The sequence below is a fragment of the Erythrobacter sp. genome (genome assembly GCF_030066995.1).
Taxonomy (GTDB): Bacteria; Pseudomonadota; Alphaproteobacteria; order Sphingomonadales; family Sphingomonadaceae; genus Erythrobacter.
Genome location: NZ_JASJAP010000003.1, coordinates 275,342 through 290,900, shown reverse-complemented (window position 1 = coordinate 290,900; position 15,559 = coordinate 275,342). Strand labels below are relative to the sequence as shown.

General features: G+C 61.5%; 17 protein-coding genes. 7 read left to right on the top strand and 10 right to left on the bottom strand.

Annotated features, from left to right (window positions below; all coding sequences use genetic code 11):
• Window positions 1–4 precede the first annotated feature (4 nt).
• The 3 genes from QNI87_RS09940 to miaB all read right to left on the bottom strand — a co-directional run bounded on the left by QNI87_RS09940 (window position 5) and on the right by miaB (window position 3,934).
• Window positions 5–1,399, bottom strand: a complete 1,395-nt coding sequence (locus QNI87_RS09940; protein WP_300596056.1) for a hypothetical protein — start codon at window positions 1,397–1,399, stop codon at window positions 5–7.
• A gap of 30 nt (window positions 1,400–1,429) precedes the next feature.
• Window positions 1,430–2,470: a PhoH family protein gene (locus tag QNI87_RS09935; protein WP_300596055.1), complete on the bottom strand. Its 1,041-nt coding sequence runs from the start codon at window positions 2,468–2,470 to the stop codon at window positions 1,430–1,432.
• Window positions 2,471–2,587: 117 nt separating this feature from the next.
• Window positions 2,588–3,934 (bottom strand): tRNA (N6-isopentenyl adenosine(37)-C2)-methylthiotransferase MiaB, encoded by a 1,347-nt coding sequence (gene miaB, locus QNI87_RS09930; RefSeq protein WP_300596054.1) that lies wholly within the window; start codon window positions 3,932–3,934, stop codon window positions 2,588–2,590.
• Window positions 3,935–4,051: 117 nt separating this feature from the next.
• On the opposite strand from miaB, the gene QNI87_RS09925 reads away from it, so the two are divergent.
• Complete coding sequence (locus QNI87_RS09925) at window positions 4,052–4,933, top strand: hypothetical protein (RefSeq protein WP_300596053.1); 882 nt, start codon at window positions 4,052–4,054, stop codon at window positions 4,931–4,933.
• Window positions 4,934–5,128: 195 nt separating this feature from the next.
• On the opposite strand, the gene QNI87_RS09920 is transcribed toward QNI87_RS09925, so the two are convergent.
• Window positions 5,129–5,584 carry a hypothetical protein gene (locus QNI87_RS09920; protein WP_300596052.1) on the bottom strand — a complete coding sequence of 152 codons (456 nt, stop codon included), beginning with the start codon at window positions 5,582–5,584 and terminating at the stop codon, window positions 5,129–5,131.
• Complete coding sequence (locus QNI87_RS09915; RefSeq protein ID WP_300596051.1) at window positions 5,577–6,038, bottom strand: peptidylprolyl isomerase; 462 nt, start codon at window positions 6,036–6,038, stop codon at window positions 5,577–5,579. The genes QNI87_RS09920 and QNI87_RS09915 overlap by 8 nt, the downstream gene beginning before the upstream one ends.
• Before the next feature lie 114 nt (window positions 6,039–6,152).
• Here QNI87_RS09915 and mgtE point away from each other — a divergent pair, with 114 nt between their 5' ends.
• Both mgtE and QNI87_RS09905 read left to right on the top strand, forming a co-directional pair.
• Window positions 6,153–7,607 (top strand): magnesium transporter, encoded by a 1,455-nt coding sequence (gene mgtE / locus QNI87_RS09910; RefSeq protein WP_300596050.1) that lies wholly within the window; start codon window positions 6,153–6,155, stop codon window positions 7,605–7,607.
• A 31-nt stretch (window positions 7,608–7,638) separates the two neighbouring features.
• Window positions 7,639–8,028 carry a DUF1489 domain-containing protein gene (locus QNI87_RS09905; RefSeq protein ID WP_300596049.1) on the top strand — a complete coding sequence of 130 codons (390 nt, stop codon included), beginning with the start codon at window positions 7,639–7,641 and terminating at the stop codon, window positions 8,026–8,028.
• Window positions 8,029–8,031: 3 nt separating this feature from the next.
• Here QNI87_RS09905 and QNI87_RS09900 read toward each other — a convergent pair whose 3' ends face one another.
• From QNI87_RS09900 to QNI87_RS09885, 4 genes are read right to left on the bottom strand one after another with little or no spacing between them, the layout of a single operon-like run.
• The gene (locus tag QNI87_RS09900) at window positions 8,032–8,910 is read right to left on the bottom strand and encodes a DUF1295 domain-containing protein (RefSeq protein ID WP_300596048.1); all 879 of its coding nucleotides are present in this window, start codon (window positions 8,908–8,910) and stop codon (window positions 8,032–8,034) included.
• A 27-nt stretch (window positions 8,911–8,937) separates the two neighbouring features.
• On the bottom strand, window positions 8,938–9,627 hold the full coding sequence (locus tag QNI87_RS09895) for a DsbA family oxidoreductase (RefSeq protein WP_300596047.1): 690 nt from the start codon (window positions 9,625–9,627) through the stop codon (window positions 8,938–8,940).
• Window positions 9,624–10,520 (bottom strand): NAD(+) diphosphatase, encoded by an 897-nt coding sequence (gene nudC / locus QNI87_RS09890; RefSeq protein WP_300596046.1) that lies wholly within the window; start codon window positions 10,518–10,520, stop codon window positions 9,624–9,626. The genes QNI87_RS09895 and nudC overlap by 4 nt, the downstream gene beginning before the upstream one ends.
• 8 nt (window positions 10,521–10,528) lie before the next feature.
• On the bottom strand, window positions 10,529–11,848 hold the full coding sequence (locus QNI87_RS09885) for a serine hydrolase domain-containing protein (protein WP_300596045.1): 1,320 nt from the start codon (window positions 11,846–11,848) through the stop codon (window positions 10,529–10,531).
• A gap of 125 nt (window positions 11,849–11,973) precedes the next feature.
• Here QNI87_RS09885 and QNI87_RS09880 point away from each other — a divergent pair, with 125 nt between their 5' ends.
• Complete coding sequence (locus QNI87_RS09880; RefSeq protein WP_300596044.1) at window positions 11,974–12,195, top strand: hypothetical protein; 222 nt, start codon at window positions 11,974–11,976, stop codon at window positions 12,193–12,195.
• A 16-nt stretch (window positions 12,196–12,211) separates the two neighbouring features.
• On the opposite strand, the gene QNI87_RS09875 is transcribed toward QNI87_RS09880, so the two are convergent.
• Window positions 12,212–13,255: an A/G-specific adenine glycosylase gene (locus QNI87_RS09875; RefSeq protein ID WP_300596043.1), complete on the bottom strand. Its 1,044-nt coding sequence runs from the start codon at window positions 13,253–13,255 to the stop codon at window positions 12,212–12,214.
• A 29-nt stretch (window positions 13,256–13,284) separates the two neighbouring features.
• Here QNI87_RS09875 and QNI87_RS09870 point away from each other — a divergent pair, with 29 nt between their 5' ends.
• The 3 genes from QNI87_RS09870 (at window position 13,285) to QNI87_RS09860 (ending at window position 15,559) form a co-directional block, all read left to right on the top strand.
• Window positions 13,285–13,839: a DUF721 domain-containing protein gene (locus QNI87_RS09870; protein WP_300596042.1), complete on the top strand. Its 555-nt coding sequence runs from the start codon at window positions 13,285–13,287 to the stop codon at window positions 13,837–13,839.
• The gene (locus QNI87_RS09865) at window positions 13,836–14,624 is read left to right on the top strand and encodes a thioredoxin domain-containing protein (RefSeq protein WP_300596041.1); all 789 of its coding nucleotides are present in this window, start codon (window positions 13,836–13,838) and stop codon (window positions 14,622–14,624) included. Before QNI87_RS09870 ends, QNI87_RS09865 begins: the two co-directional genes overlap by 4 nt.
• 164 nt (window positions 14,625–14,788) lie before the next feature.
• On the top strand, window positions 14,789–15,559 hold the full coding sequence (locus QNI87_RS09860; RefSeq protein WP_300596040.1) for a thioredoxin domain-containing protein: 771 nt from the start codon (window positions 14,789–14,791) through the stop codon (window positions 15,557–15,559).

Here is a 15,559-nt window from a genome sequence, read left to right as displayed (position 1 = left end):
CGGGTTAGTCTTCAAGGAATGACTGCAACTCTCCGGGGCAAGTCTGGCACAACTCCAACAGCATTAAGAAGCACAACTCTAATGGGAACGAATCCCGATCTGTCGTGTTTCGGCCTACCAACTCCTGCACGCTTTGCGGCGTCCAATCAGTCAGTTTCTTCGCAGCATCCAATCCACAACGCTGCGAAAGAAACTTTTCCTCGGCTCCGTAAACGGAGTATCTTCGAATATCGTCGACGGTGCAATCAAGCTTGGCAAGGAAGAATAGGTCTGGCTTTCCACCGCGATGCATCAGGCCCCCTATGCCGATCAGGGCGGGCTCAATGCTGAGTGATTTCATCCATCGCACTTTATGACGATGCCTTATTCGCTCGAGCAAAGAGAGGCTGTAGTGGCACAGACCAAGTTCTTCTCGCAGTTCGCGCTTAGCTGCTTGAGTAATCCATGTCCAGAAATCCTTACCATCGGGATCAGACGGCAAGTCTTCCCAATCGAGAGAGCCGGAACCACTGGGTGCAATAAGTTCAGCACTTTCGAGGCCACCGCTCAACTGGTCTACGAGCAACAGGTAACCATCGCTAGTGAAGGCGAGCGTCGAAACTCCAATCTGGTTCGAACAATCGGTATCGCAATAGCCGCGAAACTCGCGACCCTCAGCTTTGGTCTTGAGAAAGAATGACAGCCCGTCATAGAGAACTTCGGTCGTGGCTTCGTCCGGACTATCGAGCGCTGCGTTGCGCAAACTGATGGTCTGAAAAGAGATATCGTTGCTGATGCGCGACGCAAGATAATCGGTTTCTTGAAGTTCGACATTTCCGCCACTCCAGGTCGCCTTTAACAGATTGCTGCGCAGTCTGATCTTCCGATCATTGCGGAAGAGTGTCTGACTGCGGATTGCGTTCACTGCATTCCTTGCGCCTATCGAACGCCGCAGATCCTCTCGTCCTGTAAACTTTCCGGCGCGAATACGAATCGTCCCCGACAATTCTTTCGCTCCCGACTTACGGAATAATTGAGAGGTAGTGTATCTACTCCAAAATCCGAATCCGTGTTTTCCTCCGACCAACTCATACCCGCTCGTCCTGTAATCGCTGGGTAATTCAATTTTCAGATCGGATGCGATCTTAGTCGCAAGCGTCGCATTCAGCTTTGCATTGGCCTTCCGCACGTAGGACGCTCGTCCTCTCCAAATGAGGACGACGCTCAGAACAACTGAAGCGCTTGCGATTATGGCAAATGCGATGTTGGCGCTCGTAAGCGCGCCCGCCAGATAGGCTATGACATAGTCAGCAAGCGCGACTACCCCGACCACCGCTGCGAGGGCGGAAAGGAGGTCCGGCCATAAGGAACGACCTAGAGCGTAGCGTAGCCATTTATGCTCTCTTCTTGTGGTGACCATCAGGAGCCGATGCGACGGGAAAAGGCCAGGTTATCCATCGCCCTCATACGCCTCGACGATTCGGCCCACGATCGGGTGGCGGACCACATCGGCAGCGCTGAAGCGGATGGTGCCGAAGCCCTCGACATCCTCCAGCTTCTCGACCGCGTCAGCCAGGCCGCTCATCACTATGCCGCCGGGAATGTCGACCTGCAACGGGTCTCCGCACACCACCATCCGGCTGTTCTGGCCAAAGCGGGTTAGGAACATCTTCATCTGCTCGCGCGTCGTGTTCTGCGCTTCGTCGAGGATCACGAACGCATCCGACAGCGTGCGCCCGCGCATAAACGCAATCGGCGCGATCTCGATCTCGCCGTTGTCGATCCGGCGCTGGACCTGTTCGGGCGGCATGCAATCGTTGAGCGCGTCATAGAGCGGGCGCAGATAGGGATCGACCTTCTCCTTCTCCGTGCCGGGCAGGAAGCCCAGCTTTTCGCCTGCTTCCACCGCCGGGCGCGACAGGATCAGGCGCTGCACGCTGCCGGTGATAAGCTGGCTGACCGCCTGCGCGACCGCGATATAGGTTTTGCCCGTGCCTGCCGGGCCGAGCGCGAAGACGATATCGTCGCGAACCAGCGCGCGCATGTAGTCGATCTGCGCCGCCGAGCGCGGCACAATCGTCTTCTTGCGCGTGCGGATCATGATCGGCGGTTCGCTTTTGTCCCTGCGGACAATGCCGTCGAGCGTCGGCTCGTTGGACACCTGGATCGAATGGGCAATGAGCGACTCGATTGCGCCCGCGTCTAAGTCCTGACCCATGGCAAGGCGATCATACATCGTGTTGAGCGTGTCGCGCGCCCGCGCCACCGAGTCCTCAGGCCCCTCGATAACGATCTTGTCACCGCGCGCGTGGATAAACACACCGAGCCGGTTTTCCACCTGAACCAGGTTGGCGTCGAACTGGCCAAACAGCGCACCGAGCAGCGACTGGTTCTCGAACGTCAGCTCCGCCTTCGCGCGCTGCGTGCCATCGTCTGCGATAGCCTCGGGCAAGGCGGCTGGATCAATCTTGCGTGTCGGTCTGCGGCCCATAGGTCCCTTTTTGGCTGCGTTGGACGGTCGAGTCGGAAGCCTAGGGGCTACCTCGCGCAAAGCAAGCGGATCACCAGAGCGTAGCGGTGGAAAGTCACCGGGTTGTCATCCGCCTCCTCAGGCGATGGCCGGTGTCAAAAGCGCGCCCTTGAGTGAGTTCGGCCCGGCTTCGACCAGTTCGACTTCGATCAGATCGCCGATCTGCGCCTCGCCTTCGAACCACACGCTTTGCAGCCAGGGCGATTTGCCGAGCCATTGGCCCGGATGCTTGCCCTTGCGTTCGACCAGCACTTGGCACGTCTTGCCTACGCTTGCCTCGTTGAAGGCGATCTGATCGCGGTTGAGGCGCGCCTGCAGACGATGCAGGCGCTCGCTCATCACCTCGGGCGCGATCTGATTGTCCATCGTCGCAGCGGGCGTGCCGGGGCGCGGGGAATACTTGAAGCTGAACGCTTGGCTGTAGCGCACTTCGTCAATCAGGCTCAGCGTGTCTTCAAACTCCGCCTCGGTCTCGCCCGGAAATCCGACGATGAAGTCGCCCGACAGCGCGATATCGGGCCGGACCGTGCGGAAACGCTCAAGCAGCCTGAGATAGCTCTCGGCGGTGTGCGCGCGGTTCATTGCCTTGAGCACCCGGTCGTTGCCAGACTGCACCGGCAAATGGAGATAGGGCATCAGCTTGTCGGACGAGCCGTGCGCCTCGATCAGCGCGTCATCCATGTCGTTCGGGTGGCTTGTGGTGTAGCGAATGCGCTCGAGGCCATCGATCCTGGCGATGGCGTGGATGAGTTCGCCCAACCCCGCGCGCCGGCCATTCGCATCCTCGCCCGACCAGGCGTTTACGTTCTGTCCCAGCAACGTGATCTCGCGCGCGCCAGCGTCAACCAGTCTGTAAGCTTCATCGATCAAGTCGCTGTAGGGGCGCGAGATTTCAGCGCCGCGCGTATAAGGCACCACGCAATAGGTGCAGAACTTGTCGCAGCCCTCCTGCACCGTCAGAAACGCGGTCGGCGAGCGTTTCTTTCGCTTGGGGAGCGAATCGAATTTCGCGATCGCAGGCATGTCCGTATCGGTCGCGCGCTGGCCCTTCACCGCTTTGTCGAGCATGTCGGGCAACCTGTGATAAGCCTGCGGGCCGACCACCATCGAGACCGAGGGCGCGCGCTCCATGATCTCCTCGCCCTCGGCCTGCGCGACGCATCCCGCGACCGCGATGATCGGCTTGGTGCCGTCCTCTTTCTTGAGACGCCCGATATCCGAATAGACCTTTTCGGCGGCCTTCTCGCGGATGTGGCAGGTGTTGAGCACCACCAGATCGGCCTCTTCGCCTTCGGGCGCGGGCGCGATGCCCTTCTCGGCCAGAAGCTCGCCCATGCGCTCGCCATCATAGACGTTCATCTGGCAGCCGAAGGACTTGACCCGGTAGGTCTTTGGCCGGTTCAGGGGGAGTGTTTGCGGTTTCATGATCGGCCGCGCCTTAGCGGGATTGCGGCGCCGCTTCAATTGCTCGCTTGATCGGGGATCTCCGCACAAAGGAGGGCGTGCACTGCGAGAAGGAAGGCGATAGAAGGCGCGCGATTTATGGCGCTTTCTCCCCTTTCCTCGCTCAACCTAGCGGAAAACACCGCTCTTGATGGCCTCTTCTACGATCTCGACGCTCTGAGCCGCGATGAGAGGACAAGACTTCGGCATCCCAGCAAGGTCGAGGGCATGATCCTGGAGGTTGGTCCCTCCTGGGACGCATCCTTGCGCGTGTGGTACAAACTCTCCCAGTGCGAGGGGCTGGCCAAGCGGTATCGCGCGATCACCGTGGCGGGTGTCGGCAGTTCCGCGCTTGGCGCTGCGGCGCTCGCACGCAACGTCGCGGACGCGGTCAGGGGCAGGGTCCTCGCGGTGGTATCGGGCCACGGCGTCGCGGACATCGCCAGCGAGGCGATGGGCGGGTTCTTCCTGTTCGGCGGTCTCAACGCGATGCGCCACGGTGTGAATTCGTTCGACCGGACCGTTGACGCGATACGAGCGCTGAACCCCTGGCTGCCCTCGCCCCCACTATCGAGCGTCGATCCCGGGCAAGGCTTTCAGCTCGCCAGTTTCAGCGAAGACGTAAAGGCGCTCATGCGACTGCTGGCGCGCGAGGTGGAGACCGACTGGCTGGTCGGCCACTCAAAGGGTAATCTGGTGATATCCGAAGCGCTCTACGCCTTGCGCGCACGTCACCCCAAGCGGTTCGAAACGGTCGCGCGCGAGGTGCCCATCGTCACCTTCGGCGCGCGCATCGCGATGCCGAACCAGATCGAGCGGGTCATCGATGTGATGGGCGATCTCGACAGCTTCGGCGCGCTCAACTCACGCCCCGATATCGCGGTGGACGTGACTATCCCGAACGCCTGGCACCACACGAATACGCGCCTGCCGTTTCATGTGCCGGTGACAAAGGTGCTGGAGAAAATCGCGCGAGGCTGATTGCCTTGCCCTGCGCCCTACCGATGCTCCCCCGCAAAGGCGGGGGCCCAGAGCAACTTCCGAGCAACCTAACCCTGGATCCCCGCCTCCGCGGGGAAGCGGAATGCCGATCACTGCGCGGCACCACACCAACACAAAGCTGCCGTTTCATGTGCCGGTGACGAAGGTGCTGGAGGGGATTGTGGAAAAGCGAACCTAGGTCAGGCTTGCTGCTCGTCGCCGGTCTTTCTCGCGCCCGAAGCGGTGGAGAATGGCGATCAGTTCTCCCTTTTCGGGCACGTATAGCCTGCGCTCGCCAAGCTGGGCGGCTTGGCGCGTTGCTGGCTGAATCGGCTGCCACTCATCCTCTACACGCAGCTTCAAATTGGCCATGAACTCAACGTCCAATGGCGGCTCGGACCAGCGCCCGAACCGGTCGGACGTGAACAAGATCTTGCCCTCTTCCGGCGTGTTGGTGAGAGGCAGGCGTCGATAGAGATGATCGAGATCGTGAAGCGAGACGATGACGTCCACATCAGCGATCGCTCCCGGTGCTCCGCCATGCAGAGCGACCGCTGCGCTCCCTATCACCCACCAGGGATCACGCGCTGTGGCTAGCGCTTGCGCCACCGCGCTCAGAGACTGACTGACCTCGCTGGCGAGGTTAGGCAACGCTCGCTTTCACGATCTTGCCCGGAGCGGCCGGCGGTTCGCCTTTGGGCAGCGCGTGGACGTGTTCCATGCCGCTCTCGACCTGGCCCCACACGGTGTATTGCTTGTCGAGGAAGCGCGCGTCGTCGATGCAGATGAAGAATTGCGAATTTGCGCTGTCCGGGTTCTGCGCGCGCGCCATTGAGCACACGCCTTCGACATGCGGCTCATCGTTGAATTCGGCCTTCAGGTCCGGACGGTCGCTGCCGCCCATGCCGGTCCCGGTCGGATCGCCGCCCTGCGCCATGAAGCCATCGATCACGCGGTGGAAGACAACGCCGTCATAGAAACCTTCGCTCGCGAGCTCAGTGATGCGCTCCACATGGCCGGGCGCAAGGTCGGGGCGCAGCTTGATGACGACGTCCTTGTTCTCACCATCTCCGGTGTCGAGCGTAAATGTGAGCTTCTCAGCCATTTGGAATCTCCTGAATTGCGTTGGCCCTGCGCCTAAAGGGTTTGCTTCTAGCTGTCACCCACAACCACCGGACCGCGCTTGCTTTTCGTGTTCCCCCGCCTAAACCCCGTGCCCATGGCGCACGATCCGGCTCTTGAGGACGATGTTCTGGAAGCGGACTCCGCGACCGAAGAAGAAGTGCGGCCCGATGACCGGATCGACGATGACCGCCACGACACCGAAAACCGGCTGAAACCCAGCTATATCGCCAGCGTGCGGGACGCGCTGGAAGCGGGCGAGAAGGGCACGGTCTACGAGCTGGTTGAGCCGCTTCACCCGGCTGACATCGCCGATCTCCTCGAAATCTTCGACAAGGATGAGCGCGCCGGTCTCGCCGCGTCGATCACCGACCTTATGAGCTCCGACGTCGTTGCGGAGCTCAATGATTTCGTTCGCGAAGACATGATGGAGGCTCTGGCCCCCGTCGATGTTGCCGCAATCACCGAGCAGCTTGAGACCGATGATGCGGTCCAGCTGCTAGAAGACCTCGACGAAGACGATCAGAAGGCGATCATCGCCGAGCTGGAGCCGGAAACACAGGCCGCGGTCGAGAGCGCGCTCGCTTACCCGGAGGAAACCGCCGGGCGTCTGATGAACCGTCATGTGATGGCGGCACCAGAGCATATGCGGGTCGGCGACCTCATCGATTACCTGCGCAACGAAGGCGATTTCGAACACGATTTCTTCGAGGTCTTCGTCGTCGACGCCTCGTTCCACCCGGTGGGCACCTGCGCGCTCAACTGGATCCTCACCAGCCCGCGCACGGTCAAGCTTACCGACGTCATGAAACGCGACCAGACCCTGATCCCAGTGACCATGGATCAGGAAGAGGTCGCGCTGATGTTCCAGAAATACGCGCTGATCTCGGCCGCGGTAGTGGACGAAAGCGGGCGGCTTGTGGGCCAGATGACGGTCGATGACATCGTCCACATCATCTCCCAGGAAGCGGGCGAGGACGCGCTTTTGCTCTCGGGCGCGGGCGATGGCGACATCAACGAACCGATCCGCGAGGCCTATTCCGCCCGCGTGCGCTGGCTCATCGCCAATCTCGGGACGGCTGTCGTCGCCTCGGCGATCATTGCACTGTTCGGCGCAGCGATTGAGGCGCTGGTGGCGCTCGCCGTGCTGATGCCGATCGTCGCCAGCATCGGGGGCAATGCGGGCACGCAGACCATGGCGGTGGCGGTACGGGCGATAGCGACCAATCAGCTGACGAGGGCCAACACCTGGAGGATCGTCTGGCGCGAATTGCGCGTGGCTATGCTCAATGGCACGACGGTCGCCATCTTGATCGGGATCGCCGCCGGGCTGATCTTCGAGCCCATGATGGGCGCGGTGATCGCGCTCGCCATGGTGATCAACATCGTGGTGGCGGGCATGGCGGGCGTTCTGGTGCCCGTGATTTTCGAACGCTTGAAGCAAGATCCGGCGGTGGCTTCGTCGGTTTTTGTATCGATGATCACCGACAGTATGGGCTTCTTCGCTTTCCTCGGCCTTGCCGTTGTGAGTGGGCTTGTCCCCATGGGTTGAGCCGCCGGCGCCCTCGCCCTACCTTCCTCGCATGCCCCTTCATCTGACGAAGATCGCGTTTGGCGCGCAGAGCTATTCCGATATCGAAAGCTGGTATGCGGGGCGACGCAGCCCGTACCTGACGACGAAGTACCGCCCCACCAAGTGGCAGGAGTGCATCGGCGGATCGCTTTACTGGATCCACCAGCACGCGATCGTCGCGCGTTCCGAGATCACCGGTTTCAGCCAGGAGGAAAGCGGGCGCTGGCGGATCGAGCTGGAGCCCGAACTCATCCGCGTCCACCCACGTTCCAAACGCGCGCATCAGGGCTGGCGCTATCTGAAAGGCGATCCTCCGCGCGATCTGGCACCGGGCGAAGACATCGGGGATGCTCTCCCGGGCAAGCTGGCGGCGAAGCTGGAGAAGCTGGCGCTGATCTAGGGTCTAGCCCAGCTTGGGCGGCTGGGGCACCAGCATCGGCGTGTTCGCCAGATATTCGCGGTAGTCCGGGTCATCGCCCCAGCGTTCAAGCGCCTGCTGCTTCTGCAGATTGACGCCGCTGACCTTTGTGAGGAGCAGCGTTATGAAGATGGGCGAGATGACCACCAGCCAGGAAAGGCCGCTCAGCACCGGGATCGCGGCGATCAGCACGCCGGTCCACAGCGTGATCTCGCCGAAATAGTTGGGATGGCGCGACCAGCGCCACAGACCGACATTGATGAACTTGCCCTTGTTCGCGGGGTCCTTCTTGAACGCGCTTTTCTGCGCGTCGGCGACGCTCTCCCAGACAAAGCCAAACAACCACACCGCCGCGCCGATGAAGAAGTAAAGCCCGATTGGCGCGCGGGTCTGGGCCAGGATCGCAACATGCGCCGCCGAAGCGGTGAGCACCACCCACAGCCCTTGCAGGGTCCAGGCGACAAGAAAGCGCGCCGGGTTCACCTTGATCTTCTCGAAGCGCGAATCCGTGCCGCCCATCGCGTGGATGCGAATGAACAGGAAGGTGCCGAGCCTCGCGCACCAGATCACCACCATCGCCGCGATTGCCAGGCTGCGCAGATCGATTGCGCCGTGGTGGCTGTACGCCATGAAGCACGCCGCCACCGTCACGGTGAAATAGGTGATCGCACCGGTCGTGTCGTAGAATGTGTCCGACTTGGCGATGGCGGAGGGCACAAAAGCCACCCAGTTGATGACCATCGCCAGCACGACGCACAGGAAATAGGCGGAATAATTCCCGACCGCGATGGTCTGCGAGCCCGCCGCAATGCCGAAAGCAAACGCGATAGCCGTGACGATCAGGAAGGTGAGGATGCTTTTCATGACTGCCCCATATACGCGCTCGATCGATCAGGCGGATGCAGCGCTGCGCGTTTTCTCGACCACTCTGCGCAGCGCGTTGACATAGGTCTCAGGCGCTTGCGCTCCAGGGATCATGAATTTGCCGCCCACGATCATCGCCGGAACGCCGGTGATGTTGTAATCCCAGGCCTGCTTTTCTTCAGCGATCACACGGGCTTCGAGATCGGGATCATCCAGCGCCGCTTTCGCCGCTTCGCGGTGCACGCCGACGCTCGCCGCAATGTCGAGCAGCGCATCGCGATCGTTCAGGGGCTGGCGCTGGTTGAAATGCGCCTTGAAGAAAGCGAGCTTGAGCGCGGTCTGCACCTCTGGCCCCGCTTCCTCGAGCGCGAAGGTCAAAAGCTTGTGGCAATCGCGCGTGTTCCACATGCGCTGAGGAGGAGGGGTGCCCTCCCCTTCATAGGAGAGCGAAACGCCCGCCTCTTTGGCGATGTCCTTCATCTGCGCGCGCACCGCCGCGCCTTCCTCGGCCGAGCGGCCATATTTGCGGCTCAAATGCTCCTCGAAGCCTTCGCCTTCCGGCAGCATTCCCGGGTTGAGCTCAAACGGGCGCCAGCGCACCTGAGCCTCAATCTCACCCTCCAGTTCGGCGAGAGCCCTGGTCAGCTGGCCGTAGCCAATCGCGCACCATGGGCACACCACGTCGGAATAGATATCGATGGTCAGGCGCTCGGTCATGCGTCGGCTCCCTTATCCAGCCACCAGGTCACAAGCCGGTGTGCGATGGCGAAACGCTGTGGAAAGATCAGCGTCTCATTGCCGCCCGGCCCGGCGTTTCGCGCGTCCTCCAGCTCTTCGCGGTCGAACCAGCGCGCGTCGTCCAGCTCGGTCTTGTCGATGGTAAGCTCGGTCGTTTCGGCGATGCTCGTGCAGCCGATCATCATCTGGCTTGGGAAGGGCCAGGGCTGGCTGGCGAGATAGCGCACGCCCGAAACGCGCACGCCAACCTCCTCCCACACCTCGCGCGCCACCGCTTCCTCGATCGTTTCGCCCGGCTCGACGAAGCCTGCAAGCGCGGAATAGATCTTGGGCGGAAAGCGCGGCTGGCGGCCCAGCAGCAACTTGTCCTCATGCTCAACAAGCATGATCGTGACGGGATCGGTGCGCGGGAAATGCTGCGCGCCGCAATTGCCGCAGTCTCGCTGCCAGCCGCCTTTGGTGATCTTGGTCGGCGCTCCGCAATTGGCGCAGAACTTGTGCCGGGCGTGCCAGTCGACAAGCGACTTCGCGCCTCCATACACCGCCAGCTCTTCCGGACGTAGCAGCTGCATCACTTGCCAGGCGCGCGGCATGGCGGGGGAAGTGGAACCCTGCGGCGGGACCGGCGCGAAATGCGCCTTGTCATCCATCATGCCGAGAAAGACGAGCTCGGTATCCGGATCAACGTCGGCGAGCGTGCCCCAGATCAACCCGCCCGTCTCGTCGACTGACGGAAGCAGGCCATCCAGTTCCATGACGCGCGCGCGCCAGTTCATCAGGTTGCCGAGCGCCTCTGGATCGACGCGGATATTGTCCGCGCGGTCCATGGGCGACCCCGCAAAGGCAATCGGAGCGCAGCTCGCATCGAGCATGGCTTCTCTCACCCCTTCTTCATGACTTTCAGGTCTTCCTGAATCGCTGCAAGGTACTCTTCGCGCACCGGATAGCTTTCCGGCGGCATGTATTGCGTCCACAAGGCGGTGCGCAGGCCCAGTTTGTAATCGATCGCGCCCAGCGTGCCCGCCGCGCCGCCCCATCCGAACGTGTCGCCGACCGAGCGTCCGCCAGCGCCGTGGCCCTCTTTTTCCATCCACGAACCGGTCTTGTCGACGCTCGCTGGAATAAGGTCCGATGTCCCCACGCGCACCGCTTGCTCGCTCATGATCCGCTCTTCACCGAGCTTGCCAAAGCCCAGCAGCATGCGCAGGAAGCGGTCATAATCCTTGGGACTGGAGACCAGGCCGCCCCCGCCCGAGGGCACTTTGGGCGGATCAAGATAGATCGAGTTCGAAGCTGGATCGAGCGGCAGGACCGTGCCGTTCAAGACGCCGTAATTGTCCGCCAGGCGCCCCTTCTCGCTTTCCGGAACTGTCATGAAGGTGCTGGTCATGCCCAGAGGATCGAACAGACGCTCCTTGAGGAACGCTTCAAACTCCATGCCCGAGACCACCTCGATCACGCGGCCCAACAGGTCGATGCTGCACGAATAGCTCCACTTGCTAGCCGGCTGGTACATGAGCGGGAGTTCGGCCAGGCGATCGGCCCACACCTCAAGGCCGGGGGCCGGCTCGGGGTTCGGAACGCCCGGGATCGGGAAGCGACTGACGCGCCCGCCGACAATTCCGTTCTCAACATAGGCGTCGAGCAGCGGGCCCTTGCTGACGATCGTGTAGCCGAGCCCCGCGGTGTGGGTCAGCAATTGGCGGATCGTGATCGGGCGCTCGGCGGGCACGGTGTTATCCAGTGGGCCTTCAGGATCGACCAGAACCTGCATATCGCGAAAGGCGGGGATCACCTCCTGCAGGGGCATTTCGAGACCGAGCTTACCTTCATCGATCAGCATCATGATCGCCATGCCGGTAATCGGTTTTGACATCGAGTAGATGCGATAGAGCGTGTCCTCGTCGACCGGAGCGCTGCCATTCAGGCTGAGCGTACCTCCGCCTACGGTATGCGCGTGGTCCTCCTGATCCCAGCCGAAGGTCAGGAACATGTTCGCCACTTTGCCTTCCGAGACGTACTTCTCGGCCATGGCGGCCACATTGGGCCACGCTTCTGCTACGTCGTGCGCCAGCAGGTCTCGACCGAAGGGCAGGCCCGACAAAGCCGCTGCGCTCGCCAGATAGGCGCCGCCGCGAAAAAGCGAACGGCGCGAGATTTCCGGCGCGTGGCCGAGGGTATCGAAGGTGCGGAAAGCCATGATCTGAGGAATCTCCCAAGAGGTTTTGCGCGCGTGTTTGGGGCAGATCACCCAAAGCGTCAATCCGCTCGGCCTGCCTCATATTGAGCCTTGCAATGTCGAGGTGTTATACCCATATAACACACATGCTCAATCTGATCTCCTGGCTCATCGGCCTTGTCTGCCTCATCCTCGGGATTCCGCTCTTGATCCCAGTCGTCGGCATCCTCTTGTGGCTGCTCCTGCCGGTTTGCGCGCTGGGCATTCTGATCGGCGCGCTGTCCTCGAAAGACAGCGGACGCAATTTCAACATTCTGGTGTTTGTGCTGATTATCCTGCGGCTGTCCGTCTTTGGCGGAGTCGCCTGACGGCCCGCGCGGACTTTTAGACCAGCGCGAGCCTGGCCGCCTTGGCGAACAGGCTTGGCAGACCCGCTTCGTCGAGATCGCTTATCCGCCACCATTCGCCTGCAATGGCAGGATTCATTTCGACACTTCCGCGTTTTACCCGCAAGGTCAGGTGCGCATGGGTAAAGGTGTGGCGGACGGCACCCAAATCTTCCCATTGCGCAGCGATAGGAGGCTCGTCCGAACCATCGCTCTGTGCGGTCCAGCCATCATCCGGAATCGCCCGCATCGATCCCAACATGCCCATTGGAGGTCTTGTGACGAGCCACACCTGCCCTTCGCGCTCGATCCAGTAGGCAGTGCCCAGTCGCTCAGGCTTCGCTTTCTTGGCGGGTTTGACCGGCAATCGCTCAGGCTCGCCCTGCTTTCGCGCCTCGCATACCTCGCTTACCGGACACAACAGACAGCGCGGCGCTTTGGTCGTGCATATGCTGGAGCCCTGATCCATCATCGCCTGCGCGAAATCACCGGCTCGCGCCTCGGGCGTGATGGCTTCGGCGTCGCTGCGGATCGCCTTGCGCGCGCCGGGCAGCGGCTTCTCAATCGCGAACAGCCGCGCAACCACCCGCTCAACATTTGCATCCACCACCACGGCACGCTGACCAAAGGCAATCGCTGCGATCGCGGCCGCCGTGTAGGCGCCGAGTCCCGGGAGCTCGCGCAGTTCGGCCTCCGTTTCGGGAAAGCCACCAAGAACGGCCACTTCTCGAGCGCACTTCACAAGGTTTCTAGCCCGCGAATAATAGCCCAGCCCCGCCCAGGCCGCCATGATCGCCTCATCTTCCGCCGCGGCCAGATCGAAGACACTCGGCCACACCCTTGTGAACTTCTCGAAATAAGGCTTCACCGCCGCAACCGTCGTCTGCTGCAACATGACCTCTGAAAGCCACACGCGATAGGGCCAGTTCGGATCGGTGGGTCTGGCCCTACCGGGAGGGTTGCGCCAAGGAAGTTCGCGCGCGTTCTTGTCGTACCAGTCGAGCAGACGCTGGGATATTGTTTCGGGGGCGCTGGAGGTCACGCACGCTTTATGGCATGGGCACGAGCGTCATGGGAAGCGGCACCAAACGAAGCTCCGGGAAAACCTCGAAACGCGCCAAGCATTTCGAGCGCCCACGCGGGGGCGCGGCGAAGCCTATCGGCGAGCTCATGCCCGAAATCGGTCGGACCGCGTTTCGCCGCTTCGGCTTTGTGCAAAGCTCGATCGTCACGCGCTGGCCCGAAATTGTCGGCCCGCACCACGCCCGTTTCTGCGCGCCGGAAAGCTTGCGTTTCCCCCCGGGGGAAAAGTCCGAGGGCATCCTCCAACTCGTTGTCACGCCCGCTCATGCCCCGCTGATCCAGCAGGTCACGCCAGAGATCATTGAGCGGGTGAACCGCTTTTTCGGCTACAGCGCGGTTGCCCGCATCAAGCTGCGTCAAGGTGCGGTTAAGCCTCCTCAAGACAAGGCCGCTGCCAAAGCGCCACCTTCGCTTAAGCCCATCCCGATGGAACTGGGGGACAGTTTGCGCGATATTGGGGACCCGGAATTGCGCACCGTGCTGGAATCGCTGGCCCGCAGTCTCGACAACAAAGACGATACGAAGGACGAAACTTCAAAGTGAGAGCCTTTCGCACGCTATCAGCCCTGCGGGTCGCCTGCGGCGCGTTTGTCGGCCTGTCTGCGCTCGCTCTTGGACTGGGCTCAGCGGCGCCGGGTGGCGCTCAGAGCCTGGCTAACCCGCAAAGCGACTTTGTCGACCTGCCACCGCAAGCCTGGCTAAGTGTGGTCGAGAGAACGTCGCACGGCTATCGCATCGGGAAACCCGAGGCTGAAGGACAGCTCATCGAGTTTATCAGCTACACCTGTAGCCACTGCGCGGATTTCGCAAAACAGAGCGACGGCACCCTTGATGTGGCAGCCATTGGTCCGGGCTATCTCTCTGTCGAAGTGCGCCCGGTGATCCGCAACTATCTCGACCTGGTGGTGACCATGCTTGTGCAATGCGGAGACCCAGCCGGGTTCAAAGACCGCCACCGCACGTTTCTTTACACGCAAGACGAGTGGCTCGATAAGGCGATCAAGGCGCCGCAATCCCAGAAAGCGATATGGTCGCGCGGAACAGCGGAGGGCCGGATCAACGCCGCCAAAGCGCTCGGTTTTGAACAGACCCTCGTGGCCAAAGGGGTGACCATGCCTCAAATCAACACCTGCCTAAGAGATGAGCGCGCGGCGCAGGAAATCCTCGCTAACGACAAGGACGACCGGGCCAAGTTCGAGATAACCAGCACGCCTACCTTCGCGTTCAACGGGGAAAAGCTGGACGAAGTTCACGATTGGCCTGCGCTGTCGGCCACGCTGCAGGCAAGGTTCCGTCCCGATCCGCAAGAGAGCGTCACCGGCGGTTGAAAACGCGACGGGCGCCGAGGATTCTGATCCACACTCTCACTGAAATGCGGGCGCCTCTAAGGGTTTCTACACAGAACTGACACAATTTTACACAAGCGCTGCGTGCCTGACCTTTACCTGCGGCGTGTTCGCTGCAAACCTCACGTGACAAAAAGGATACCTCCATGATTTCCGCCCGCCTCACCTTTCGCACCCCTTTCTCCGCGCTCGCTCTGGCGCTCGGCGCACCGCTTGCTCTGGCGGCTTGCAGTGAAGATGCCGCCGTCCAGGACATCCCGCGCGGCGAGCCGATCGCGCCGATTGCAGCGCCGGAAGGCACAGCGTGGCTCGAAACCTTCACCGTGTCGGAAGATGGCCAAGGTTACATAGTGGGCAATCCCGAGGCGCCCTTGAAGCTTGCGGAATACGCCTCTCACACCTGCGGCGCGTGCGCGAATTTTGCCGTGACAGGCAAACCATCGCTGAAAGAATATGTCGAGACAGGCGTTGTAAGTTTCGAACAGCGCGAAGTCTTCCTGAACACGTTTGACGTGGTGATCGCATCGCTTGCTCGGTGTGGGCCGGATGAGCGCTTTCAGACGCTTTCAGACGAGGTGTGGCAGAACCTGTCGAGCGTGATGCAAGGCATTCAGAATAATTCCGAGGCCGCCCAGTCCGCCGGACAGCTCGATGTAAGCCAACGCTTCGTTCGGATCGGCGAGGTCACGGGCCTCATTGATTTCTTCGCCGCGCGCGGGCTTTCGTCGGATCAGGCGCGTATGTGCCTTGCGCAGAGCGAGAACATCGAAGCGATGGTCGAGGCCGCCGGTGACAAAGCGAACGAGGTTGGTGTCACAGGCACACCGACCTTCACGCTCAACGGCGCGAAGGTCGACGCTAACCAGTGGGACGGGCTCGAACCGATCCTCCAGCGCGCCGGCGCGCGTCAGGAATAA

What these genes read in the sequence shown, in the direction of transcription:
- QNI87_RS09905 (WP_300596049.1), top strand. Translation starts at nt 7,639, where the DNA reads ATGCCCCTTCATCTGACGAAGATCGCGTTTGGCGCGCAGAGCTATTCC.
- QNI87_RS09935 (WP_300596055.1), bottom strand. Translation starts at nt 2,470, where the DNA reads ATGGGCCGCAGACCGACACGCAAGATTGATCCAGCCGCCTTGCCCGAG.
- QNI87_RS09880 (WP_300596044.1), top strand. Translation starts at nt 11,974, where the DNA reads ATGCTCAATCTGATCTCCTGGCTCATCGGCCTTGTCTGCCTCATCCTC.
- QNI87_RS09915 (WP_300596051.1), bottom strand. Translation starts at nt 6,038, where the DNA reads ATGGCTGAGAAGCTCACATTTACGCTCGACACCGGAGATGGTGAGAAC.
- miaB (WP_300596054.1), bottom strand. Translation starts at nt 3,934, where the DNA reads ATGAAACCGCAAACACTCCCCCTGAACCGGCCAAAGACCTACCGGGTC.
- QNI87_RS09900 (WP_300596048.1), bottom strand. Translation starts at nt 8,910, where the DNA reads ATGAAAAGCATCCTCACCTTCCTGATCGTCACGGCTATCGCGTTTGCT.
- QNI87_RS09870 (WP_300596042.1), top strand. Translation starts at nt 13,285, where the DNA reads ATGGGAAGCGGCACCAAACGAAGCTCCGGGAAAACCTCGAAACGCGCC.
- QNI87_RS09860 (WP_300596040.1), top strand. Translation starts at nt 14,789, where the DNA reads ATGATTTCCGCCCGCCTCACCTTTCGCACCCCTTTCTCCGCGCTCGCT.
- QNI87_RS09940 (WP_300596056.1), bottom strand. Translation starts at nt 1,399, where the DNA reads ATGGTCACCACAAGAAGAGAGCATAAATGGCTACGCTACGCTCTAGGT.
- QNI87_RS09895 (WP_300596047.1), bottom strand. Translation starts at nt 9,627, where the DNA reads ATGACCGAGCGCCTGACCATCGATATCTATTCCGACGTGGTGTGCCCA.
- QNI87_RS09885 (WP_300596045.1), bottom strand. Translation starts at nt 11,848, where the DNA reads ATGGCTTTCCGCACCTTCGATACCCTCGGCCACGCGCCGGAAATCTCG.
- mgtE (WP_300596050.1), top strand. Translation starts at nt 6,153, where the DNA reads ATGGCGCACGATCCGGCTCTTGAGGACGATGTTCTGGAAGCGGACTCC.
- nudC (WP_300596046.1), bottom strand. Translation starts at nt 10,520, where the DNA reads ATGCTCGATGCGAGCTGCGCTCCGATTGCCTTTGCGGGGTCGCCCATG.
- QNI87_RS09925 (WP_300596053.1), top strand. Translation starts at nt 4,052, where the DNA reads ATGGCGCTTTCTCCCCTTTCCTCGCTCAACCTAGCGGAAAACACCGCT.